General features: G+C 57.6%; 24 protein-coding genes. 5 read left to right on the top strand and 19 right to left on the bottom strand.

The window, feature by feature from the left end; translation table 11 throughout:
* Nucleotides 1-230: 230 nt before the first annotated feature.
* A complete protein-coding gene (locus tag ABEH87_RS11465; protein ID WP_346576504.1) occupies nucleotides 231-854 on the bottom strand; it encodes a TetR/AcrR family transcriptional regulator in 624 nt (207 codons plus the stop codon).
* 248 nt (nucleotides 855-1,102) lie between these two features.
* Here ABEH87_RS11465 and ABEH87_RS11470 point away from each other — a divergent pair, with 248 nt between their 5' ends.
* From ABEH87_RS11470 to ABEH87_RS11480, 3 genes are all read left to right on the top strand, one after another.
* Nucleotides 1,103-2,251: an MFS transporter gene (locus ABEH87_RS11470; protein ID WP_346576694.1), complete on the top strand. Its 1,149-nt coding sequence runs from the start codon at nucleotides 1,103-1,105 to the stop codon at nucleotides 2,249-2,251.
* 139 nt (nucleotides 2,252-2,390) lie between these two features.
* Nucleotides 2,391-4,448 (top strand): site-specific DNA-methyltransferase, encoded by a 2,058-nt coding sequence (locus ABEH87_RS11475; protein ID WP_346576505.1) that lies wholly within the window; start codon nucleotides 2,391-2,393, stop codon nucleotides 4,446-4,448.
* A gap of 10 nt (nucleotides 4,449-4,458) precedes the next feature.
* Nucleotides 4,459-7,437, top strand: a complete 2,979-nt coding sequence (locus ABEH87_RS11480; RefSeq protein ID WP_346576506.1) for a type III restriction-modification system endonuclease — start codon at nucleotides 4,459-4,461, stop codon at nucleotides 7,435-7,437.
* A 14-nt stretch (nucleotides 7,438-7,451) separates the two neighbouring features.
* Here the strand turns inward: ABEH87_RS11480 and pqqF are convergent, their stop codons facing one another.
* From pqqF to ABEH87_RS11565, 17 genes are all read right to left on the bottom strand, one after another.
* Complete coding sequence (pqqF, locus tag ABEH87_RS11485; RefSeq protein WP_346576507.1) at nucleotides 7,452-9,833, bottom strand: pyrroloquinoline quinone biosynthesis protein PqqF; 2,382 nt, start codon at nucleotides 9,831-9,833, stop codon at nucleotides 7,452-7,454.
* A 3-nt stretch (nucleotides 9,834-9,836) separates the two neighbouring features.
* Nucleotides 9,837-10,985 (bottom strand): pyrroloquinoline quinone biosynthesis protein PqqE, encoded by a 1,149-nt coding sequence (pqqE, locus tag ABEH87_RS11490; RefSeq protein ID WP_346576508.1) that lies wholly within the window; start codon nucleotides 10,983-10,985, stop codon nucleotides 9,837-9,839.
* The gene (pqqD, locus tag ABEH87_RS11495) at nucleotides 10,972-11,229 is read right to left on the bottom strand and encodes a pyrroloquinoline quinone biosynthesis peptide chaperone PqqD (protein WP_346576695.1); all 258 of its coding nucleotides are present in this window, start codon (nucleotides 11,227-11,229) and stop codon (nucleotides 10,972-10,974) included. Before pqqD ends, pqqE begins: the two co-directional genes overlap by 14 nt.
* A 20-nt stretch (nucleotides 11,230-11,249) precedes the next feature.
* Nucleotides 11,250-12,005, bottom strand: coding sequence for a pyrroloquinoline-quinone synthase PqqC (gene pqqC, locus ABEH87_RS11500; RefSeq protein WP_346576509.1), 756 nt, complete (start codon nucleotides 12,003-12,005; stop codon nucleotides 11,250-11,252).
* Nucleotides 12,002-12,913, bottom strand: a complete 912-nt coding sequence (gene pqqB / locus ABEH87_RS11505; protein ID WP_346576510.1) for a pyrroloquinoline quinone biosynthesis protein PqqB — start codon at nucleotides 12,911-12,913, stop codon at nucleotides 12,002-12,004. Before pqqB ends, pqqC begins: the two co-directional genes overlap by 4 nt.
* Nucleotides 12,914-13,095: 182 nt before the next feature.
* Nucleotides 13,096-13,167, bottom strand: coding sequence for a pyrroloquinoline quinone precursor peptide PqqA (gene pqqA, locus ABEH87_RS11510; RefSeq protein WP_072166356.1), 72 nt, complete (start codon nucleotides 13,165-13,167; stop codon nucleotides 13,096-13,098).
* A gap of 181 nt (nucleotides 13,168-13,348) precedes the next feature.
* A complete protein-coding gene (locus tag ABEH87_RS11515) occupies nucleotides 13,349-14,386 on the bottom strand; it encodes a dipeptidase (RefSeq protein ID WP_346576511.1) in 1,038 nt (345 codons plus the stop codon).
* 101 nt (nucleotides 14,387-14,487) lie between these two features.
* The gene (locus ABEH87_RS11520; protein WP_346576512.1) at nucleotides 14,488-14,709 is read right to left on the bottom strand and encodes an ogr/Delta-like zinc finger family protein; all 222 of its coding nucleotides are present in this window, start codon (nucleotides 14,707-14,709) and stop codon (nucleotides 14,488-14,490) included.
* A gap of 101 nt (nucleotides 14,710-14,810) precedes the next feature.
* A complete protein-coding gene (locus ABEH87_RS11525; RefSeq protein ID WP_346576513.1) occupies nucleotides 14,811-15,881 on the bottom strand; it encodes a contractile injection system protein, VgrG/Pvc8 family in 1,071 nt (356 codons plus the stop codon).
* On the bottom strand, nucleotides 15,878-16,351 hold the full coding sequence (locus ABEH87_RS11530) for a phage tail protein (protein ID WP_346576514.1): 474 nt from the start codon (nucleotides 16,349-16,351) through the stop codon (nucleotides 15,878-15,880). Before ABEH87_RS11530 ends, ABEH87_RS11525 begins: the two co-directional genes overlap by 4 nt.
* A gap of 6 nt (nucleotides 16,352-16,357) precedes the next feature.
* Entirely contained in the window at nucleotides 16,358-17,821 is a 1,464-nt protein-coding gene (locus ABEH87_RS11535) for a phage tail tape measure protein (protein WP_346576515.1), read from the bottom strand.
* Between the two features lie 2 nt (nucleotides 17,822-17,823).
* On the bottom strand, nucleotides 17,824-17,946 hold the full coding sequence (locus ABEH87_RS11540) for a GpE family phage tail protein (protein WP_346576516.1): 123 nt from the start codon (nucleotides 17,944-17,946) through the stop codon (nucleotides 17,824-17,826).
* Nucleotides 17,947-17,960: 14 nt separating this feature from the next.
* Complete coding sequence (locus ABEH87_RS11545; protein ID WP_346576517.1) at nucleotides 17,961-18,257, bottom strand: phage tail assembly protein; 297 nt, start codon at nucleotides 18,255-18,257, stop codon at nucleotides 17,961-17,963.
* A 76-nt stretch (nucleotides 18,258-18,333) separates the two neighbouring features.
* Nucleotides 18,334-18,843, bottom strand: a complete 510-nt coding sequence (locus ABEH87_RS11550) for a phage major tail tube protein (protein WP_346576518.1) — start codon at nucleotides 18,841-18,843, stop codon at nucleotides 18,334-18,336.
* Nucleotides 18,844-18,855: 12 nt separating this feature from the next.
* Nucleotides 18,856-20,025: a phage tail sheath protein gene (locus tag ABEH87_RS11555; RefSeq protein WP_346576696.1), complete on the bottom strand. Its 1,170-nt coding sequence runs from the start codon at nucleotides 20,023-20,025 to the stop codon at nucleotides 18,856-18,858.
* 366 nt (nucleotides 20,026-20,391) lie between these two features.
* Nucleotides 20,392-20,850, bottom strand: a complete 459-nt coding sequence (locus ABEH87_RS11560; protein WP_346576519.1) for a tail fiber assembly protein — start codon at nucleotides 20,848-20,850, stop codon at nucleotides 20,392-20,394.
* 5 nt (nucleotides 20,851-20,855) lie between these two features.
* Nucleotides 20,856-21,437 (bottom strand): recombinase family protein, encoded by a 582-nt coding sequence (locus ABEH87_RS11565; RefSeq protein ID WP_346576520.1) that lies wholly within the window; start codon nucleotides 21,435-21,437, stop codon nucleotides 20,856-20,858.
* 50 nt (nucleotides 21,438-21,487) lie between these two features.
* Between ABEH87_RS11565 and ABEH87_RS11570 the strand changes: the two genes are divergently transcribed.
* Together ABEH87_RS11570 and ABEH87_RS11575 are read left to right on the top strand one after the other, a co-directional pair.
* Nucleotides 21,488-22,075 (top strand): hypothetical protein, encoded by a 588-nt coding sequence (locus ABEH87_RS11570; protein WP_346576521.1) that lies wholly within the window; start codon nucleotides 21,488-21,490, stop codon nucleotides 22,073-22,075.
* The gene (locus tag ABEH87_RS11575; protein WP_346576522.1) at nucleotides 22,076-22,291 is read left to right on the top strand and encodes a hypothetical protein; all 216 of its coding nucleotides are present in this window, start codon (nucleotides 22,076-22,078) and stop codon (nucleotides 22,289-22,291) included. It begins immediately after the preceding gene.
* Here the strand turns inward: ABEH87_RS11575 and ABEH87_RS11580 are convergent.
* Nucleotides 22,263-22,706 (bottom strand): tail fiber assembly protein, encoded by a 444-nt coding sequence (locus ABEH87_RS11580; protein ID WP_346576523.1) that lies wholly within the window; start codon nucleotides 22,704-22,706, stop codon nucleotides 22,263-22,265. The two genes, ABEH87_RS11575 and ABEH87_RS11580, sit on opposite strands and share 29 nt — an antisense overlap.
* Nucleotide 22,707 lies beyond the last annotated feature (1 nt).

The raw sequence follows: 22,707 nt of genomic DNA on the forward strand, positions 1-22,707 counted from the left end.
ATCCCCCTCCATCCCCCTTTCCCTCCCCGATATGGCGACAGCAGCCAGGCAGCCCTGCTCGCTGCGGATAAAGCCCGTGCGCCGGTAAACCGGGAGGTCTTAATCGCAGAATTTATGTCTGCGGGCGGGCAACTCAGCCACGATGCCATCGTTGAGCGTAACCGGGCCGTCACGGCATAGCGGAGTCCTCAAACCCGCGGCGCGATCCTCCGCCGCCGGGTCTGTCGGTATTATGCGCGTTGCGCGCGCAGGCTATGTGCATCCCAGGCTTGCATTGCGGATGATACCGCAGCATCAAGATCATGCCAGGTCGCACCATCACGCGCTTCCGTCGACAGACCGATCTCGAAGCTGTGAAGCGACAGGGCCAGCGCCCGCGCGTGAGTGTCTGCGCTGAGCTCTCCCTGCTCTATCGCCCTGATAACATTTCTCATGAACCCCTCACGCGTATGTGAGCGCCGCGTTGCCAGCAGCGTGTGTATGTGGTCGTGTTCCGGCGCACAGGTGCTGATGGACAAAACGATAAGGCAGCCTTTGGGATGATCCTGTTCAGTCTGCATTCTGGCTGAACGGCGTAGCGCCAGTTCTACCGCCTCTCGCGGGCTGAGCGTATCGTCCCACAGACAATCATTGACCTGGCCGTGAGTCGCCAGATAGCAATCGACGACTTCCGCAAACAGGGCTTCCTTGGATCCAAACGCCGCATAGAAACTGGGCGCGGTGATACCACTACCCATATTCGCTTTGAGCAGGGAGAGTGACGTTGACTCGTAGCCGTACTGCCAGAACAGATACATAGCCTGTCGAATTGCCTCGTCACGGTCAAAGGATCGTGGGCGTCCCATCTGAGCCATCGCGGATTTCCTCTTTTCAGCCAGACATCAATACTAATCGATACATATCTGCTTGACAACTGCGCAAGCGATCTCTAGCTTTTAATATCTATACCAGTCGGTATATATATCGATTACGCGCCAGCCTGTTGACGCTTTCGTTCATTTCATCAATACCTTAACAAGGAATCCCCGTGCATCCCGATACCCAAACTCGCGAAAAACTCACGCCGCAAAAACTCCCTCTGGCGGCCCTGCTCGCCTTCGCCATGACCGGATTTATTGCGATCCTGACTGAGACGCTGCCTGCCGGTTTGCTACCGGAGATCGGTGAAGGCCTGGGCGTTTCTCAGGTGCTGGCGGGTCAGCTGGTGAGTCTGTATGCCCTGGGTTCGCTGCTGGCGGCCATCCCGCTAACCGTGCTGACCAGCGGATGGCGCCGCAAGCGGGTGTTGCTACTGACTATCGGGATTTTCCTGGTGTTTAACACCATCACCACCGTATCCACCTCTTACCCGTTAACGCTGATAGCGCGCTTCATGTCCGGCGTGGCCGCAGGGCTGGCATGGGGAATACTGGCTGGCTACGCGCGTCGCCTTGTTTCGCCTCATCTGCAGGGGCGGGCGCTGGCTATCGCGATGGTGGGCATCCCTGTCGCGCTGTCACTGGGAACCCCGGCAGGAGCCTGGCTGGGTAGCTTAATGGGATGGCGGGTGCCGTTTGGGCTGATGGCGCTGCTGGCGGTTATTCTCTTCGTCTGGACGTGGGTGGCGGTGCCTGACCTGCCAGGACAAAAGGCGGAAAAGCGTCTTCCCGTAGGGAAGGTTTTTCAGATCCCTGGCGTGCGCCCGGTGCTGGCAGTTATCTTTCTGTGGATGACGGCGCACAACATTCTTTATACCTACATCGGTCCCTTTCTGCAGCTGTCGGGCCTGGCGGCCGATGTCGGACTGATCCTTCTTGCTTTTGGGATCTCTGCCCTTGCCGGTATAGGGATCACCGGGACACTGGTCGATCGCTACTTACGTCGCCTGGTACTGCTCAGCCTGGCGGCACTGGCCGTCGTCTCGCTGGCGCTGGTGACAGGGATGCATGAACCGGCTGTCGTCCTGCTGGCCGTCATCGTATGGGGAGGGTCATTTGGCGGCGCTTCAACGCAGATGCAGACGGCGGCGGCCGACGCCGCAGGCGATAACGTGGACGTAGTGCAGGCCATGGTTACCACCGCATGGAATCTGGCTATCGCAAGCGGCGGAGTGATAGGGGGTGTGCTTCTCAACCATGCCGGAGCAGCGTCATTCCCCTGGGCGATCCTCGCCCTGATGGCCATCGCGTTCGTCACCGCTTACAGGGCAAAAAAATATGCGTTCCGGCCCGGAGGCAGAGACAGCGCCCTCGACAAAAACCCTCAGCCTTAAAACGCGGAACAAACCCCGTCACTCATTCTCTCCTGATCCCTGCATGCTCTGCCCACCAGGGTAGGCGTTCAGGGCTTTTTTTTGTATCATCACCGCGCCCTGTCACACTCAATGGAACGCCGTCGCGGAGTCAACGTTAATGCTAAAAGATCGACAGAACTATAATAAGTCCATTACGCCGGACAGCGCCTTTCTGACAGAACTGCATGAGAAGCTTCCCGCGTTCTTTACCGCTGACAAATACGATGATGAGGGCAATCTGGTTGCTCAGGGCGGGTTCGACGTGGCTAAATTTCAGCAGGCCCTGAAAGAGAAGAACATTCAGGAACTCTCCAGCGGCTACCAGCTCGACTTCATCGGGAAAGATTACGCCAGAAAGCAGGCCGGGGAAAAATCCGTCACCGTGATCGTGCCGGACGTTGAGCATAACGCGCTGCCGGAAAACACCCTCAGCCGTAATCTGTTTCTGACCGGGGATAACCTGGAAGTGCTGCGCCATTTGCAGAGTAACTATGCGGACTCAGTCGATATGATCTACATCGACCCGCCCTACAACACCGGTTCGGACGGGTTTGTCTACCCGGATACCTTTGAATACAGCGACCAGACCTTACAGGATATGTTTGGCTTAAATGAGTCAGAACTCCAGCGTCTGAAATCCATCCAGGGTAAAGCAACGCACTCCGCGTGGCTCACCTTCATCTATCCACGCCTGTACCTGGCGAAAAAAACCTTAAAAGAGACCGGGCTGATTTTTATCTCGATCGGCGATGATGAGCAGGCCAACCTGAAGCTACTCTGCGATGAAATTTTCGGTGAGAGCAACTTTATCGTCGGGTTCAGCCGCATCACCAAAAAAGGCGGGAAATCCTCAGATGCCACCGCGAAAAACCACGATTACATCCTGCTTTACTCCAAAACCAACAACCCCGACATCGCAGGCATCGCCCATACTGACGCCGCCTTTAAGCATCAGGATGAGCACTATGAAACGCGTGGCTGTTATAAATTAAACCAGACGCTGGACTACGACAGCCTGGGGTACTCCAAATCGCTCGACTATCCAATCGAGCTGGACGGCCATGTGCTGTATCCCGGCGGGTCGGAGCAAAAGTTCAGAGAACGTCACCAGGGCCACCACAGTCGTGCCGACTGGGCCTGGCGCTGGAGCCGGGACCTGTTTAACTTCGGGCTGGAAAATGGCTTTATTGAACTGCGTACCGGTGGGGAACGGCCGAGGATTTACACCAAAACCTATCAGAACGCCAAAATAGAGAAAAAAAACAACCAGTACGAAATCGCCACCTTTGACCGCACCAAGCCGCTATCGACCTTAGAGTTTACCGAAAACGAATACTCCAATGATAATGCCACCAAGGTCATTGAACAGCTGTTTGGCCGCAGCGTGTTTGAGTACACCAAACCGCCCAGACTGATCCAGAAACTGGCCGCACTGCATAAAAATAAAAACGCGGTCGTGATGGACTTTTTCGCCGGATCCGGCACCACGGCGCAGGCAGTATTTGAGCAGAATCAGGCCGATAACGGCCAGCGCAGTTTCATCCTGGTGCAGCTGCCGGAACCCTGTGCAAGAAATACCACCGCCAGTCAGATGGGGTATAAAACCATTGATGAAATCAGCCGCGACCGCATCAGACTCGCGGCCAGAAAAATGCGCGCAGAGAAGCCGGAGACCGACGCCGACCTCGGCTTTAAGCACTATCGCTTCGTCACACCGCAGCAGCAGACCCTGGATGATTTAGAACACTTCGACATCGCCAGCGGCCATTTCGTCACCACCGGCGGGCAGCTCACCGCCTTCGACGAAAGCGGCTTCGACGATATGATCGCCCCCTTCTCCGCCGCAGGATTAGGCGTTGCCGGTCACGCCACGGGAGAAGACACCATTCTCACCACGTGGCTGATGGCCGATGGTTACAAAATGGACGTCACCGTCCGCACGCTGACCTTCGCAGGCTATCAGGCCACCTGGGTTGACGGCACCCGCCTCTATTTAATTCAGGAGCAGTGGCACAGCGCACAAACGCGTGAGCTGCTCAATCAGATTGGCACCCACCAGCTGGCGCTGCAGACGGTGGTGATTTACGGCTACTCCTTCGGCCTGGAATCGATTCGTGAACTGGAGATGGGCTTAAAGCAGCTCGATCAGAAAGTGAACCTTGTGAAGCGTTACTGAGGCGGGCGGAATGAAAATTTTACTGGAAGAACTTCCGCATCAGGAAGCCGCGCTGAGCGCGATCCTCAATCACTTTTCCGGGGTGGATACCTCGGTAGCGGATGAGGACCTCTTCGCCAACCCGCTGATTAACGGGCGCTATCAGGATGAAAACCATATTGATGTGAAGATGGAGACGGGCACGGGCAAAACCTACGTCTACACCCGCCTGATGTATGAGCTGCACCAGAAATACGGCCTGTTTAAGTTTGTGCTGGTGGTGCCCACGCCCGCCATCAAAGAAGGGGCGCGCAGCTTTATCACCAGCGACTATGCGCGCCAGCACTTCTCACAGTTTTATGAAAACACGCGCATCGAGCTTTCCACCGTTAACGCCGGGGATTTTAAAGCCAGGTCGGGCCGAAAAAACTTCCCCGTGCAGCTGCTGAACTTTACCGATGCCAGCCGCCGCAACGGCCACACCATTCAGGTACTGCTGATCAACGCGCAGATGCTGAATTCGGCCAGCATGACCCGCAGCGACTACGACCAGACGTTAATGGGCGGGCTGACCTCCCCCCTCAAAGGCCTGCAGATGACCCGCCCGGTGGTGATTATGGATGAGCCCCATCGCTTCGCGCGCGACAATAAATTCTACCAGGCCATTGAAGCGATTAAGCCACAGCTGATCGTGCGCTTCGGGGCCACCTTCCCGCTGATTGAAGAAGGGAAAGGGAAGAACAAAATCGTGCGCAGAGACTATTACCGCCGCCAACCGCAGTTCGATCTAAACGCGGTGGACAGTTTCAACGGCGGCCTGGTGAAAGGCATTGATATTTATTACCCCAGCCTGAGCGAAGAACAGGCGGCAAACCGCTATATCGTCAGCGGCGTCACGGCGAAAAAACTGACCCTGAAGCAGGGTAACCGCTACTTTGAGGTCGGCGTCGGGGAAAACCTGGCCGACGTGGATGCCGGATTTGAAGGCAGCGTGGAGTATGCCGGCAGCAAGATGCTCTCTAACGATCTGGCGCTGGAAGCGGGGATGGCGCTGGTGCCCGGCACGTTTAACGCCAGCTATCAGGAGCTGATCGTGCGGGATGCCATCGACAGGCATTTTGACACCGAGCAGGCCAACTTCCTGCGCGACAATGCCCGTGAACATAACGCCCCACGTATTAAATCGCTCAGCCTGTTCTTTATCGACAGTATCAAGAGCTATCGCGACCCGCAGGGCTGGTTAAAGCTGACGTTTGAACGCCTGCTGCGCAGTAAGCTGGTGCAGCTTATCGCTGACTATGAGCAGAAGCTGCTGCCGCGCGAAGTCGATTATCTGTCATTCCTGCGCGCCACTCTCGCCAGCCTGAACAGCGCCGATCAGAACGTCCACGCCGGTTATTTTGGCGAAGACCGGGGCAGCGGCGACGAAGCGATCCAGGCAGAGGTGGACGACATTCTCAGGAACAAAGAGAAGCTGCTCAGCTTTAAAGATGACCGGGGCAACTGGGAAGTTCGCCGCTTTCTGTTTTCCAAATGGACGCTGCGCGAAGGCTGGGATAACCCTAACGTCTTTGTTATCGCCAAGCTGCGCACCTCCGGCAGTGAGTCCAGTAAAATACAGGAAGTGGGCCGTGGTTTACGCCTGCCGGTGGATGAAAACGGCCATCGCGTGCAGCAGGAAGAGTGGCCCTCACGGCTGGCGTTCCTGATTGGCTATGACGAAAAAACCTTTGCCCGCCAGCTGGTCGAGGAGATCAACAGCGACAGCAGGATCCCGCTCAACGAGCTGAAACTCGATGAAAGGACGATCGGGCTGATCGTGACCGCACGTCAGAAGATAGACCCCAACTGGACGGAAGAGACACTGCTGGAGGAGCTGGATGAGAAAGGGATTATCCGGCGCAATAACGACTTTAAACCGGAAGTCACCCTCGATGGCGTGACGAAAAGCGGCTTTGAGTGGCTGCTGCACTTCTATAGCGAACTGGATCCTGCGCGCGTGCGTGCGGACCGCATTCGTGAAAATAAACCGGTCGCGAAACTGCGCGTGAAGCTGCGTAAAGCCAACTGGGAGCGGCTGAAAGACGTCTGGCTGCACTTCTCCCGCCGCTACATGCTGGCGTTCGAGCGTATTCCCGACTCTCTGGCAACGATTGCCGAAGAGGTGATGGGCAACCGCGCGCTGTATGCCCGCCAGAAGCCGGGCCAGGTTCATCAGACGCTGAAGCTCAGTGACGGCAACACGATGTCGGTAGCAGAGCGCGACGGCGAATATACCACCCGCGAGTTCCTGCCGGGGATGCGCTACGGGCAGTTCCTGAAGCAGCTGGTGCTGCACACCAGCCTGTCGGTCAGCGTGATTCATCCGCTACTGCTGGCGATGCTGCGCGATAATTTCCACGGAGACGCCCGCTACCTGAGCCAGCTGTCGCTGGATAACCTGGTGCGCGAATTCAGACAGCGCTTCGATCGTCGCTTTGCGCAAAGCTACGTTTATCACCCGCTGGAGTTCCAGGCATCCACCTCGGTGTTTGACAGCGAGCGCCAGCAATTTAAAGATGACGTGACGGCTGAAACCCTCGGTAAATCTGTCGATGACAGCCCCATTGATGACGCCCGCTACCTCTACGAGCTGCCACCGCTGCGCTACGACAGCGCCGACCCGGAGCTGGCCCTGCTGAAGCACTGCTATCCGGCAAAAGTGACCGTGTTTGGCAAGCTGCCGAAACGGGCCATTCAGGTGCCGAAATACACCGGAGGCACCACCACGCCGGACTTCATATATATGATTGAGCGTGCTGATGCCACCCTCGTTTACCTGCTGGTGGAAACCAAAGCCGAAAACATGCGCGTGGGCGACAAAGCCACGGTTGACGTGCAGCGCAATTTCTTCCAGATGCTGCGCGATCGGCAGATCAATGTTGAATTTGCAGAAGCCACCCGTGCGCAGGACGTCTACAGCAAAATTAACGCCCTGCTGGACGGTGAGGCGGAGCACATCCGGCGGTAAAAAGTCTTTTACTGTCAGCGGGCTTCAGGGGGCTGATTAACCAATTGCCAGGCGTTCGGACTGTCGGCCAGCAGGCGCTGATGATAGTGGCGCAACCGGGCGGGCGTCAGCGCCTGAAAATCGGCGATCTCCGGCGGGGCAACGGCCTGCTGCGCCTGCTGCCAGCGGTAGTGGCTGGCTTCCAGCGGCCCCGGTGGCAGCTGCTGCTGTTCTGCCAGCAGCGCCTGGCATTTATCCCACAGCGATGCCGCGCTGATAGCGGCCAGCACGCTGTCCATCTCGTGTAAGAAGCGGTCAATACCGCCGGACAGCCCGGCGGCGCTGAGGTGCGGAGATTGCAGGGCAAACAGGATCCCCGCCTGTCCCGCCGCCTGATAAAAACGGCAGCTCACCACATAGCCAATATTCTGCTCCACGCGCAGCCGCTGGAAAAACAGCGGCGCATAGACCCTCGCCAGCAGCTGCCACGCGGCCAGGCAGGCGGGACTCTCGTCCACCAGCGGACAGAAGCGCAGCAGCGCCGCCTCCCGGCTGGCAGTGGCCACCCGGTATTGCGCCTGCGCTGGCCGCGGTTCTGGCTGCACCTGCACCACCGGGTTAATGTCACCGGGAAAGTCACTCAGCAGGCAGGCCAGCTGCTGATGCAGCTGTGCGTCACCGCCCTCCAGCCACGCCCGCCACGGCTGCGCCAGCGGGTGACCCTCGCCTGCGGGATAGCGTTCCGACAGCAAGCGCTCAGGCAGCGTCGCCAGCAGGGCGCGCACGGCAATATCATCGCGTCGCGTCTGCTGCTGGCGCTGATATTCACGTTCGCCCTGCGCAATAACGGCAGGCGAAATATCGCGCAAAAGCGTATTCAGCGCCGCCAGGGTGCTGACCATCAGCGCCGCGCCGCCATGAAGCTGGATCAGCCAGCGCCCCTGCTGGCAGCTGACCCGCAGTTCTCCTCCCTGATGAATGCAGCCCGCCGCCAGCGCCCGCAGCCGGGCCTGCAAAATCTGCCCCCACGGAGCGGGCAGGTCGCATTGCGGACTGAGCAGCAGCACCGCCTGCGTTCGATCCTCACGATGATGCGCCAGCCGGACCTGCCGGGAGGGGAGTACCGTTAACGCACTCGCCTGCCGCCGGGGGTAAAAAGCCAGCGCCACCCCCGACGCATCGGGCGCCACGGCGGCCCGCGCCTGCGGCTGACAGGCCAGCGACACGCCCTGCATCACAAGCCGCCCGGCCAGCGGCGCATCGCTGATCCACAGCCGCGCCAGCGGGGCCGCAGCCAGCGGAGCAAACCGTGTCGCCCCGCCCCCCTCTCCGTCCGCCGCCGGAGCAAAGCCGAAGGCGCTTTCGCGCAGCTGGTCCATCACCGCCAGCCGGGAAAACTGGCGGCGGGCCAGCCGCGCCGCGTGCGCACGCTGTCCGGCCGTTAACTTTGCCAGCCGAGCCAGCCAGTGATGCACCCGCGCCTCGGCACGCTCAGCGTGGCAGGCCGCCACCAGCACCAGTTCAATCGTTACCACCGTCTGCTGCGGGCTGCGATACGTCAGCAGCAGGCGGATATCGTCGCACAGCTGTTGTTCGCGCAGCGCCGCCATCAGGCTGCCCGGCGCCTCATCGAGCAGCAGCTGGCGCAGCAGGGCTAATTCACCGTAAACCGGCTCAGTCAGCCAGGAAAGGCGCAGGCGCGGCGCGCCGCTCAGTTGCAGGGCGATATCACGCTCGCGGTTCAGCGCCAGCGCAGGCAGTACGGGCGGCCTGTCCCCCTGCGGCGGGAACACCGCCCCATAGCGCTGAGCCAGCTGCCAGAGCTGCCCGACAGGCTGCGGCCCCTGTAACCACAGGGTAAGGTTAGCGGCGTGATAGTAGCGCTGGTGGAACTGCTGTAGCGCGGTGCGCAGCGCGCGGTCATCGCTGCCGAAAACGGCGGCATTGCCCGTGCAGAAGCGCTGCCAGGGATGAGGAGCAAAGGCGCTGCTCAGCGCCGCCTCGCACAAAGTGTCCTGATGGTCAGCCAGCAGGCGACACTCGGCGTCAATAGTGGCAACTTCCTGACGCATCGCCGTGGCAGACAGCAGGGGTGCCGCCAGCATATCCGTCAGTCGGGCCAGCGCCTCTGCCAGCTGTTCAGGGGAACATTCGAAGAAGTAAGCGGTGCTGCTGCCCTGCGTGGTGGCATTCAGCCGCCCGCCCTGGGCGGGCAGCCAGGCCATCAGCCGCTGCTCGTCCTGAAAGGCTTCGCTGCCGGCAAACAACAGATGTTCCAGCAGGTGCGCCAGCCCCGGCCAGTCATCCGGTTCGTGATGGCTGCCGATATCCACCTGCAACAGTGCCGCAGCGCGGGTCGCCTGCGGATCGTGGATCACTTCAACTCGTAAACCGTTGCTCAGGCGGCGCTGCTGCATACGTCAGCCTTTAAATATCAGCTGAGCGTTCACCCGCTCAGAGTTAGCACGGTTGCGGAACTGCAATTGGCTCACCTGAATATTGGTGCAGCTGGCCTGCTCTCGCGCTTCCAGGATCATGCCGTGATGTTCAGACTTGCTGCACACCGGGTCGGCATTATCCGCATTGCCGGTCAGCATAAACGCCTGGCAGCGACAGCCGCCGAAGTCCTTCTCTTTTTCTGAGCAGGAGCGACAGGGTTCCGGCATCCAGTCGAAGCCGCGATAGCGGTTAAAGCCGAAGGAGTTAAACCAGATATCCTCCAGGCTCTGCTCCAGCACCGACGGGAACTGCACCGGCAGCTGGCGTGCGCTGTGGCACGGCAGCGCCATCCCTTCCGGCGTCACGCTGAGGAAAATGGCTCCCCAGCCGCCCATGCAGGGCTTTGGCCGCTCTTCATAGTAGTCCGGGGTGACAAACAGCAGGTTGGCGAGGTTATCGCTGGCGGCCATCTTTTCGCGATAGCGGTGCACCACGGCTTCTGCCCGTTCAATCTGCTCACGCGTGGGCAGCAGCCCTTCGCGGTTGAGCTGCGCCCAGCCGTAGAACTGACAGGTCGCCAGCTCAACGTCGTCGGCTTCCAGCTCAATGCACAGCTCGATAATGCGGTCGATCTGGTCGATATTGTGGCGGTGCAGCACAAAGTTCAGCACCATCGGATAGCCGTGGGCTTTCACCGCGCGCGCCATCTCCAGCTTCTGCTGGAACGCTTTCTTCGACCCGGCCAGCGCCGCGTTCAGCACTTCATCGCTGGCCTGGAAGCTGATCTGAATATGATCCAGCCCGGCTTCGGCGAAGGCGTCGATCTTCTTCTGCGTCAGGCCGATGCCGGAGGTGATCAGATTGGTGTAAAAACCCAGATCGCGCGCGGCCTTGATCAGCTCAGGCAGATCCTTACGCACCAGCGGCTCACCGCCGGAGAAACCGATCTGCACCGCGCCCATCGCCCGCGCCTGTTTGAACACCGCGATCCACTGTTCGGTGGTCAGCTCCTTTTCCTGCTGAGCAAAGTCCAGCGGATTCGAGCAGTACGGGCACTGCAGCGGACAGCGGTAGGTCAGCTCGGCCAGCAGCCACAGCGGCGGCTTAACCGCAGGGTTAAGCGGGTTCACGGAAAAGGATCCACTTCTGTTCACGCGCGGCGGCGAAGAACGCTTTCACATCGTCATCCACGCCGCCCGCTTCCGGGAAACGGGTGTTCAGCGCCAGGACGATCTCTGCCAGCGTGCGCTGGCCGTCCACCAGTTCGAGGATCATGGTGGCGCTGTCATTCAGTTTTGCCATGCCTTCCGGGTAGAGGATCACGTGGCAGCCCTGTACTTCTTCCCACTGCAGGCGGTAGCCACGGCGGAACATCGGGATGGTTTGATCATTGATCACAGCAGTTTTCCTTTATGCCAGACCGGCTGGTCCGTCACGGTGTGGTACGGGGGGCGGTTAAGGGTGTAGGCCATGGTCATGGCGTCCAGCATGGTCCACAGAATATCCAGTTTGAACTGCAAAATTTCCAGCATCCGCTGCTGCTTCTCCACGGTGTCGCAGTACTCCAGCGCCAGCTGTAAACCATGCTCCACGTCGCGTCGCGCCTGGCTGAGGCGGCCGCGGAAATAGCCGTAGCCCTCTTCTTCAATCCAGGTGTAGTGCTGCGGCCAGCTGTCGAGGCGCGACTGGTGGATCTGCGGAGCAAACAGTTCGGTCAGCGAGCTACAGGCGGCTTCCTGCCACACTGCGCGGCGGGCAAAACTGACGTAGGCATCCACCGCGAAGCGCACGCCCGGCAGCACCATTTGTTCAGAAAGCAGCACTTCGCGATCCAGCCCGACCGCTTCACCCAGCCGCAGCCAGGCTTCGATACCGCCGTCGCTGTCGCCCTGACCGTCGTGGTCGAGAATGCGCTGCACCCACTTACGACGCGTCAGAGGATCCGGGCAGTTAGCCATGATCGCCGCGTCTTTCAGCGGGATGCGGGTCTGATAGTAGAAGCGGTTTGCCACCCAGCCCTGGATCTGCTCACGCGTCGCCTCGCCGTTGTGCATGGCGATATGGAACGGATGATAAATATGGTAGTAGGCGCCGCGATCGCGCAGCGCCTGTTCAAACTGTGGCGGAGTCATCAGGGTTGCAGTGGTCATAGTTCAATACTCATGCCGTCATAACTGACCTCGATGCCGCGTGCAGTCAGCGCCTGGCGCTCGGCAGAGGATTCATCGAGGATCGGATTGGTGTTGTTAATGTGGATCAGGATCTTGCGCTTCGCCGGCAGACGGCTGAGCACCGCCATCAGGCCCTGCTCTTCGCCGAGCGCCAGGTGGCCCATATCGCGGCCGGTATTGCGCCCGACGCCGGTGTTCGCCAGCTCATTGTCCTGCCACAGCGTGCCGTCAATCAGCAGGCAGTCGGCCTGCGCCATTAGCGCCAGCAGCGCCGCATCGGGTTCACCCAGGCCTGGCGCGTACAGCAGCCTGCTGCCGCTGGCGCTGTTTTCGATCATCAGCGCGATGTTATGGCCGGGCAGCGGTCGCCCGCGATACGGCGAATAAGGGGGCGCATTGCTGAGGATGGCAATCGGGGTAAATCTCAGTGCCGGGCAGACCGCTACGGAGAACGGCTCGCCGGGCTGGATAGCGTGATGCTGTAGCCCGCCGTTCCAGTGCTTCAACATGGTGAAGATCGGGAAGCCACTGGTCAGGTCCGCGTGCACTTCCGGCGTACACCATACCTGGTGCGGGCAGCCTTCGCGCAGATTGAGCAGCCCGGTGCAGTGGTCGATCTGGCTGTCGGTAAGGATGATCGAGCCGATCGCCGTGCCGCGCAGCGCGCCGTGCTGATTGAGTTCGGGATTGGCGGCGATCTGGTGGCAGATATCGGGCGACGCGTTACACAGCACCCAGTCGCTGCCGTTATCACTGACGGCTATCGAAGACTGGGTACGCGGCGTGGCCGGGATGCTGCCATCGCGCACGCCCTGGCAGTTGCGGCAGTTACAGTTCCACTGCGGGAAGCCGCCACCGGCCGCAGAGCCGAGAACTTTGATTTTCATGGGGAAACCGGGAAAGTAAAATTAAAATGCCCATCAGAAACTATGGGCACAATTCCAGATACTGGCCTAAATAATTCGAGTTGCAGCAAGGCGGCAAGTGTGAGAATCCCCGGGAGCTTACTAAAGTAAGTGACCGGGGTGAGCACACGCAGCCAACACAGCTGCAGCTTGAAGTATGACGGCTAGCGGTTGGAAATATAGAGAGTAACTTCTAAGCCCAGACGCATATCGATGAAAGTTGGTTTAGTCCACATAGTCATATCCTCATGGTGTTCAAAAAACAGGCGGCTCACTCTCCAGTGTTGGTAAGCGATCGCATGTTGTCAAATTGCAGAAATTTGGCGGCACAGATGTTGCGCCTATGATAAATCGATATCAACCCTAAAATCTGCGCGGTTTATGCTTTTATGAACTATTTGGTTCAAAAATCAGGCGTTATTCACCCCAGGTTTTTTTCAGCACCCGCAGCCAGTTCGCACGACAGAGCTTGTTAAGCAGCGCCTCACCGTAGCCTGCCTCACGCAGTGCGGCCAGCAGGCGCGGCAGTCCGGTGACATCACCGATCGCTTCAGGCAGGTTGATGCCGTCAAAGTCGGAGCCGAAAGCGACGCGGTCTTCGCCCAGCTTTTCCAGCAGGGAGTCGAGGTGCTGCACCATCACGCTCAGCGGCATGTTGCCATCGCGCTTGCCGTCACTGCGCAAAAACGCGGTGCCGAAGTTCAGCCCGACCAGCCCGTCACTGTCGGCTATCGCGGCCAGCTGATGGTCGGTGAGGTTGCGCGGCTGGGCGCACAGGGCGTGTACGTTGGAGTGGCTGGCGACCAGCGGGGCATCGCTCAGGCGCGCTGTATCCCAGAACGCTTTCTCATTCATATGCGACAGGTCGATCATCAGGCGGCGCTGATTGCAGGCGCGGATTAGCCGCTCTCCGGCAGCGGTCAGCCCTGCTCCGGTGTCCGGCGAACCGGGAAAACTGCCGCTAACCCCCTCGCCAAAACGGTTAGGCAGGTTCCAGAACGGCCCGATGCTGCGCAGCCCGGCCTGCTGCCAGCGGTCTAACTGGCTGAGGTCCTCGTCCAGCGCTTCCGCCCCTTCTATATGCATCACCATCGCCAGCACGCCGTCTGCCATGCACTGCTCAATGTCGCTGACGCTGCGGCAGATCTTCGCCTGGCCTGCCGACTGCGCGGCCAGCAGCTGCAGGATGGCGATCTGCTGTTCAGTAATGCGCAGCGCATCGAACGGCTCTGTCTGACGGGCGGGGAATTTCGCCACATAATCTGCGGGCGGAACAAAAACGGCAAACAGGCCGCCCGCAAAGCCGCCCTCGCGCATGCGCGCCAGGTCGAGATGACCGTCAAGCCGCTGGTGCAGAAAGGCCTGCGCGGGCTGCTCCGCATGGTGCAGCCAGAGGTGCAGGAGCAGATCGTTATGACCGTCGAAGATGGGAGTGTTCGGGGAAGCGTTTTTCATGATTGCGCCAGCATTCGCCTGAGAAGCAGAAGATGATAGCGCAGTTTAGCAGGGTGAAGGGGAGGTAAAAACCAGGGCGGGTATGAACCCGCCGCTGGCGGTCAGCTGCCAAGACGACTGGTCCGGGCTTTCACCGCCGCAGGCGGCGGTGGCGGGGTCGCCTCCTGCGGACGGGCGACAATCCCGGTAATCGTCTCCATCGATTTAAAGGTGCAGCTGCAGTTCAGATTCTGGCACTGGTGATAGCGCTCCTTGGTTTCACTGCTGAGAATACGGCTGGAACGGGCATGGCTGTTATGCTGGCAAATCGGGCAAGGCATCATAGGTGACCTCCTGTGGTCATTAATTTACTCACACTTTGTGAATTAAACTAATTATATTCACTTTAAGTGAATCATCAAGTGTATTTTTCACTTTTTGGGATTTAATCAGGTTCGATTACCACCTGCCCGTCGTTACCCGCCATTTCAAACGCCACCTTAGACCTGAAACCTCCCGCCGCATCAATGGTGTGGGCCACGCTGGTCACGACCCATATCTGCCGATCGATCAGCTGCTTAAAGCCAGATACGCTGACCTTCATGTCCGGCAGCAGGTCAGGCCGTCCCATTGCCAGCAGAAAATCGAGCGTCACGCCCACCCGAATATTCTTTTGCCATTCAGCCTTTACCGCCTGCATCGCCTCTTCCTGCGAGGCGTACAGCGTCGGCAGCACCAGATAACGCGTTTCTGCTGTCTCAAGCATCTCGCCGTGCCCGCCGCCGCCGGCCTTACAGGTCACCCATCCGCTGCTGGCTTTGTCCAGCCGCAGCCAGCGGGCGCGGGTGCCGCTGTAGATCGAATCCCGTTTGTAGTCGAATGCATGCGAGTCACCTTCCTGCCGCTGGATCAACAGTTCGGGCAGCGGCTCGCCGCTGGCGGTGGTGTTATTGCCCGGTTTAATCAGCATCAGTTTGCCAAATTTGACCTGTGCAACCTGGCCAGTGCGCTCTGCCAGCCGCGAGAAAAATTGCAGATCGCTTTCATTAGTCTGATCGATATGGTCGATAGCGATCGCCGCAATATCCTTCAGCAGTGCGGCTTCCAGCCCGTTGCGCCCGGCAATACGCTGCACAATCTCCCCCAGCGTGGTCTGGTCATAGGAGTCGGTACGGTTTTCTTTTAGTGAACCGCCCAGGTCAGCGCTGAACCCGCTCAGGGTCAGCTTATCCGTCGCTCCCTCATGCCTGATTCCGGTGATGGTGAATTCCCCTTTATGAAAAAGCACGGAACCCTGCCAGCCGATATACACCCGCAGGATATTGCCCCGCTGCGGCATAATGATTTTTCCATCACTGTCGTCAAGCGTCAGCGAAAAGGTATCCAGCTCCATACCGCGATTATCGGTCACCGTCAGACTCAGCAGGCGTGGTCGGAAATTACTGGTGATGTCGCGGTTATCCAGTTCAATCAGATAATCCGGCCCCATCTGTTTGCCGATATCCACGCCGCTCATGGCAGGTCCTCCATCAGCTGACCGGCCTGCTGCATGACTTTACCGGCTGTCTGCACGGCCTGCTGTTTCAGATCGCCAAACATCGCCACCAGCGACTCATCGACCCGCTTAAGCTTCAGCGTAAAGTTGATGGTCCGTGCCGTCCCACTGGCGAGGAAATCACTATGCACACCGTTAACACTTTCAATAACAAACATCCCGTAGGGCTGCCCTTCACCGCTGAGTAACGGCCAGGCCCTGCCCCCTGAGGCCATCTCTTTCAGCGCCGACAGCGCGGCGTTTCCGCCGGTGATTTCCGGGTGCAGCTCCCCCACCAGCGTGATGTTTTCATCGCCGATTCCCAGAAACTGCTGAGTCGGGCGCGCACCGACGCGACTGCCCGCCCCCCAGCGATAGGCGCTTTCCTGCGTCATGCTCTGGAACGGCAGGGTACGGCGTTTAAACACAAACATGCCCAAAATCATCATCATGACCGGTTAACTCCATACGCTGCTGCGTTGTTTAAGTTCAGCAGCGAGGCGCTCCTGCTGCCTGTTACGCTCAATCATCGCCAGCACGTCCGCATCGCTCATGCCGGAGTGGGTGTTGATCACGTAGCTGCTGTTAAAGGTGTTCTGCTGGCTGTTGGTGCTCCCCGAGGTCACGGGTTTATAGCTGCCGCCGGGGGCAGCAGTATACGGTGTGTCGAGCGAACGATAACCTGCCCCTCCCGGCACCGGCAACGATCGTTGTTCTGACCATTCACCCGGTAAGGACTCAGCCGCATCAGCGGATTTTTTGTCGATAAGTCCGAGCTTTTCCAGCAGCCCGCTGATCATGCCGCCCAAACTACGTAAAATCGTCATGGGCAAACTCAGTCCTTTCACCAGCGCCTGGCCAACAAAGTTGCCAAGGTTACCCAGTTGCTCCAGCTTCTCAGCGGTCATGGCAATTGGCGAAAAAAACGATTTAATCTTGTCAAATGCCAGGGCTATCAGGGCGCTAACTTCATCGAAAATAGGCTTTAAAGGTTTAAACGCTTCAAATAGCGGAGCAAGCGCGACTTTAACCCCGTCAATGACCCCGCTGAAAAATGCGCTGAGCGGCTCCCAGTACTGGTAAATCAGCGCGGCCGCTGCGACCACAGCCGCGACGGCAATACCGACCGGTAGCGTAATGGCACCCAGCGCCGCTGCTATCGCCCCCCCGGCAAAAGTAAAGACGCTGCTCAGGACCCCGGCTCCCGCCATCAGCAGATTGAGCCCGCTGAGCACCGGAACGACCACAGAACCGATGCCACCCAGTGCGGCAATCAGCAATCCACCGCAGGCCACCAGTTGGGTGATCCCCCCCGCCAGCGCAGGATTATCCTGTATCCAGCGGTCAATGCTGCTTATCAGCCCGGTGGCCGTCTGCGTCAGCGAACGCAACATGCCGTCCAGCTGCGAAAACACAGTGAGGCTGATGGCATCAATCGCCACGTTAAGCTGGCCGATATCACCGGCCAGATTGTCAGCCGCTGGTGCCAGCGAGTGCCCTTGCCGCGCGTAGCCTGGTTCGTCAGGAGCCGTGGCCGTGGCCTGCTTATAGCCAGGCCTCAGCAGTTTCGCGCCAGAAGTCACCACGCTCATCGCCTGGCTGCTGACGTTACTCACTTTCTCTGCCACCCCCTGCCCGGCCTGATAGCGCTGTGCGGTTCTACCCAGACGATTCTTCAGAGTCTGTCGACGCTCGCTGGCCTCGCTGCGGGCAATCTGTTGCATCCGCTCCTGACTCAGCTTCAGCCCCTCTTTACGCTTGCGCTGGCTGAGCTCACTGGTTTGCGTGGCCGCCTTCAGCGCAATGCGCTGCTGAACCATCGCGTCACCGAGATCGCGGGTCTTACCCGGTAGTTCATCAATAATCAGACTGGCCCGGATGACCGCCTTACGCAGACCGTCCAGACCGAGGTTAATACTCATCGCTACTCTCCACTCTGCGTGCCGCTGCGCACGATCGCCTTATGCCGCCAGTCGATCAGCTCTGTCAGCGACATCGGGTTCATTTCTGATGGCGGCCAGTGAAAAACGGTGGCGATGTCGGCCATCAGATCGTCAACCGTCAGGCCGTCGGGCCAGCGGACGTTTCCGGCTTCGCGGATAAAAAACCGATCACCCTGCCACCGAGTTCGATCAGATCGACCGGGTCCAGATTCAGGCACTCTGATTTCGTCAGGTTTGGCAGTGTGATACGTGGCAGTACGGTGATCAGCGCCTCCACATCCGATCCGGCCAGGTCCACCAGCCGCGTGCCGCGCAGCGCGCCGGCGTTCGGTTTGGTCACTTCAACGCTGTTGATGATGGTCTCGCCGCGCACGATTGGCGCGATCAGCTGAACCAGGTTTTCTTGCTGTTGCATGGACGTTCCTTATTGAAAACGGGAATGCGGGTCGGGCATGCCCGACCCCTTCGTGTTAACCGTGACCCATTACGGCTTACGCCAGGCCGATGTTTTTGCGGTGCTCAGCCAGCCGGTCAACGCCGCCGACGATCTCGACCATGTTGACGGTGTCGATCTCGATCAGCGCTTTACCGTTCCAGGTCAGCTTGTAGTAAGTGCATTTGGTGGTGATTTTGGTTTCACTCTCTTCACCCTGCTTGCTCTCACCGAAGTCGAACTGCTGATGCTTACCGCGTAGCTCGACTTCCACCGCGATGGTTTCATCGGTGTCGTCACGCTGGTACGAGCCCATAAAGCGCAGCGGTACGGTTGCCCCGCCCCACTGGCTGAAAATGCGATCGTCCAGCCCGGCAATGGTCCACTCCAGATCGAGCGCATCGTCTTCCAGACCGTTATCGATATGCGCCACGCCGTTCATGCCGCCGCCGCGATACGGGTCAAGCTTGCGCGCCAGTTTCGGCAGCGTTAGCGAAGTCACCACTCCCTGATAGCTGTTGGCATCGTTAAATAAATTCAGGTATTTCAGTTTCTTTGGCATTGCCATGAGTGTTTCTCCTTAGCTGTTCACAGAAGCGGCGAAGTTCGCCAGGTAGCTGTCAGTAATGCGCTGACGCAGAGTCATATCTTCCAGCGGCGGGACCGGCGTGTAGTCGTAGTCAATAAACAGCTTGCCCGCTTTGAGGGTTTCCTGAGTGTTGGCGCTTTCGTCGTACCAGCAGTTCGCCCCCAGCAGATACCCGGCGTTGATCAGCTCGCGGAACTTGGCGTTGATCCCGGCGATAATGTCGCGGACCAGCGTCGGAGACAGCGGCTTATCGTTAGCCCACATATGCGCATCGGCCATGGTATCGGCCAGTACCTGCGCCGAGCGGGTGTAGTTTTCAAAGGCAAACAGCGGATCATCGCTACAGGTGCGGTTGCCCCAGAAGCGGAAACCGTCTTTGCGAATCAGCGTGGTGACACAGGCCTCATTCAGCAGGTCGGCATCGGTCCCGGTCTGTTGCAGGTCCCAGAATACCGAGGCAGAGACGCCGGTTACGCCGTTAACGCCGACGTTAGACAGGGTTTTATGCCAGCCGCTGTCGTTGTCGATTTTGGCGCGCAGACCGAGCGCACGGGCGGTGGCGTAAGCGCTGTCCGCAGCGCTGGTGGTGGTGTTCCAGGCAACAAAGTCCGGCCAGATCACCATCAGTTCACGCTGGCTGAAGTTTTCACGGTACTTAATCGCATCACTCACGGTTTTGCAGCCGTAAGCCGAGATATAACCGAAGGCGCGCAGCTGCTGGCAGACCGTTGCCAGAGCGGTGGCGACCTCAAGCGAGTCCAGCCCCGGTACGCCGAGAATGCGCGGCTTCACGCCGAGGTCGGTCTGCGCGCTGAGCAGCGCTTTCATCCCGGTATAGCGGCCGTTTTCGTCGCTGCCGCCGATAATGTTGCTGGTGGTCTCCGCCGCGTCTTTGCCTTCCGCTACGCGCACCACTACCGTCACAGGCTTGCTCTGGTCGGCAATGGCACGCAGCGACTGCGCCAGCGTTCCTTTGGTACCGGCTTTACCCAGTGCGGCCAGCACATCGGTAATCAGTACCGCAGTATTCAGCGGGAAGGTGGTGGCATCGGCATCTTCTGCCGTACAGATCATGCCGACAATAGAAGTGGAAACCGTCGAAATGCTGCGGGTTCCGTCATTGACTTCAACGACGCGAACGCCGTGGTGATAATTAGCCATCATTAATACTCCGTGGTTGGGGTGAGGTAATGATGACAAGAATTTAATGGGAGAGCTTGCGATTGGCGTTGTGGGAATGAGGGTACAACCGCGACGGGGAAATAATGATAAAATCATTACGCTTTCTGTAGCAGTATTGAGTTAAATATCTTATACGCGGTGTAAAAAATAAAATCAGGAGAGAATAAAAAGGATTAAATAAAGTGCCGTAATTAATTTCGATGCAAAATCGACAGTTTACTCTGGAAAATGGCATTGCAACCTGCCGTTGCAATCAACAATAAAAAAGCCAGTCTGTTTCACAGACTGGCTTATATAAAATCATGAAAGCAATATCTTCGACTACCTCAGAAAATATTAACCGTTTTATACCTCCGGCTTTGCCGGCCAGTTAATATCAGGAACCGTCGAAACATCAACGGATTTAACCAAATTTTTATAACCCATCCATGCTGACAGTTTTGCTTTATTTTTTTCGCTGATATCGCTCAACATCAGTTCAACCCGCCAGTCAGAGGTTGTTTCATCCACCTCCGCAAGCAGACGTTGTCGCTTTTTCTCTGCATCTGCAATGTCAGACTTGCGCTTCACTGCTAAATCAGTCACCCATTTCTTACCATCCCATTTATCGTAGGGTGACGCAGGTGCTTCCAACGTTGTGCCTTCAGGATAATCACCCAATGCTGTTATTTTAAGTGGTTGCATTGTTTCTATACTAAATACCGTTTTATCTCTGTGATCGGTAATATACTTGATGCGCCGCGCGATAAATGCGCCCATGTCCGTGAGAGAAATGGCATCGCTGCGGCGTTTCAATATTTGCAAAAGAATTACAATCCTAGTGCGCGATCCTCTCTCTGACCATCCACCGGAAAGTATCGATAAAGCGTCGATAATCCCACACCGTAGATAATGGCCAACTGCTGGCGAGTATGCCCCTTAGCCAATAGTCGTCCAATCTGCTCTCGCTCATGCGCTTTTAATGCGTTGGGTCTTCCGCCTATACGCCCGTGTGCTCTGGCTGCTGCCAGACCGGCCAGCGTCCGCTCGACGATTAGCTCGCGTTCCATCTCCGCCAGTGCCGACATCACGTGGAAAAAGAAGCGCCCCATGGCAGTGCTGGTATCAATACTGTCTGTTAAGGAGCGGAAGTGGGCACCACGATCATGCAACTCTGATATCAGGGCTATCAGGTTCTTCACGCTGCGTCCCAGCCTGTCCAGTTTCCACACGACCAGGGTGTCTCCGCTATTAACGCACTTTAAAGCGCGTTTGAGTCCGGGACGGCTGGCAACTTTTCCGCTCATGCGGTCTTCAAAAATGCGGTCACAGTTTGCGCTTGTGAGCGCGTTACGCTGTAAATCGCTGTTCTGGTCGATTGTTGATACACGGATATAACCAAACACGGCCATCAATTTTCCTCCTCTACATCATGGATGGGAGGATTTTTGCAGATTTCGCTATGTGTAACTACTTTTCCAAAAACCTTGGTTTGGGAGAAGCAGCGAAACGGAATGTTACAACAACGGATACCCCGGACCCGGATGAAGTATTGGATGTCGCCCACGGCGATGGCAGATATTTATGGAAAGGTACGAATGGCTCTGATATCCCAAGCAAAACGATTTTCAGGCAAAATCTTGGGATCGGTTCAGCTGCGTCGCTCGATATTGGTACAGAATCGGGGAATGTTCCAAGTATTGCGATAGCTGATGCAAGGTACCTAAACAAAAACACAGCCGATTCGCTTTATCTGACACAATCAACAACTGACTCTTCAGGGTACTCTATTTTCAGGACACCACTGGCGAATGGTAAAATATTGATCAAGCAGAGCGGGATAATGAATATTACGCCTGGATTGCAGAATATCATCAACCTGCCATTGGCTTTATCGGAGGTAATCACTTCTGCGCATATCTCCATTGTTGATGCTGAACCTGCCCCTGACAGGCCAATCGGTATATCACCTCAGTCATTAAATCTTATTTATGTACGAAACTGGAGTTCAAATGCAATGAAGGTTCGCTGGACAGTGGAGGGTATTTAAATGACGACATATTCATTCAGTGCAGAAAAATGTTTTTTTCTATTGAACGCCAGTCGTGAAAACTACGAACGTAATGGAAACTGGCCTGCTGATGCAACAGAAATCAGTGATGATTTAGCACAAGAGTATCTGACGATACCACCTACAGATAAACAACTCTGTTCTGTAGATGGTATGCCAGCCTGGACTACGCCTCCGGGGGAACAGGCCAGTTAACATGCTCAGGGTCGGTTGTCACATCAGCCGACTTAACCTCATTTTTATAGGCTAGCCACGCCGACAGCTTACCTTTGTTGGTGTCGCTGATTTCCCCCAGCATCAACTCAGTTCGCCAGTCGGCCATGATTGCATCTGCATGTGCCAATAGGCGCTGTCGCCTCTGTTCTGCTGTGGCAATCAGTTCTTCCCGTGTAGGTGAAGGAATATCAACCCATGCAGGCCTGCCGGATATTAAACCGAGACATTTTCCTGTTGGTGGTGTTTGTTTCCAGTACCGGACCAGTTCATCACCCGTCAGGCCGATTAAATCTGCGGGCAACTCATTACCATAGCTGCCGTCGTCAATCATATTTTGCGGATAGAACGCCTGAACTGACGGACTAAACTGCACAATCTGTTGTTCTGCTTTCATT

The sequence above is a fragment of the Erwinia sp. Eh17-17 genome (assembly GCF_039675725.1).
GTDB lineage: Bacteria > Pseudomonadota > Gammaproteobacteria > Enterobacterales > Enterobacteriaceae > Erwinia.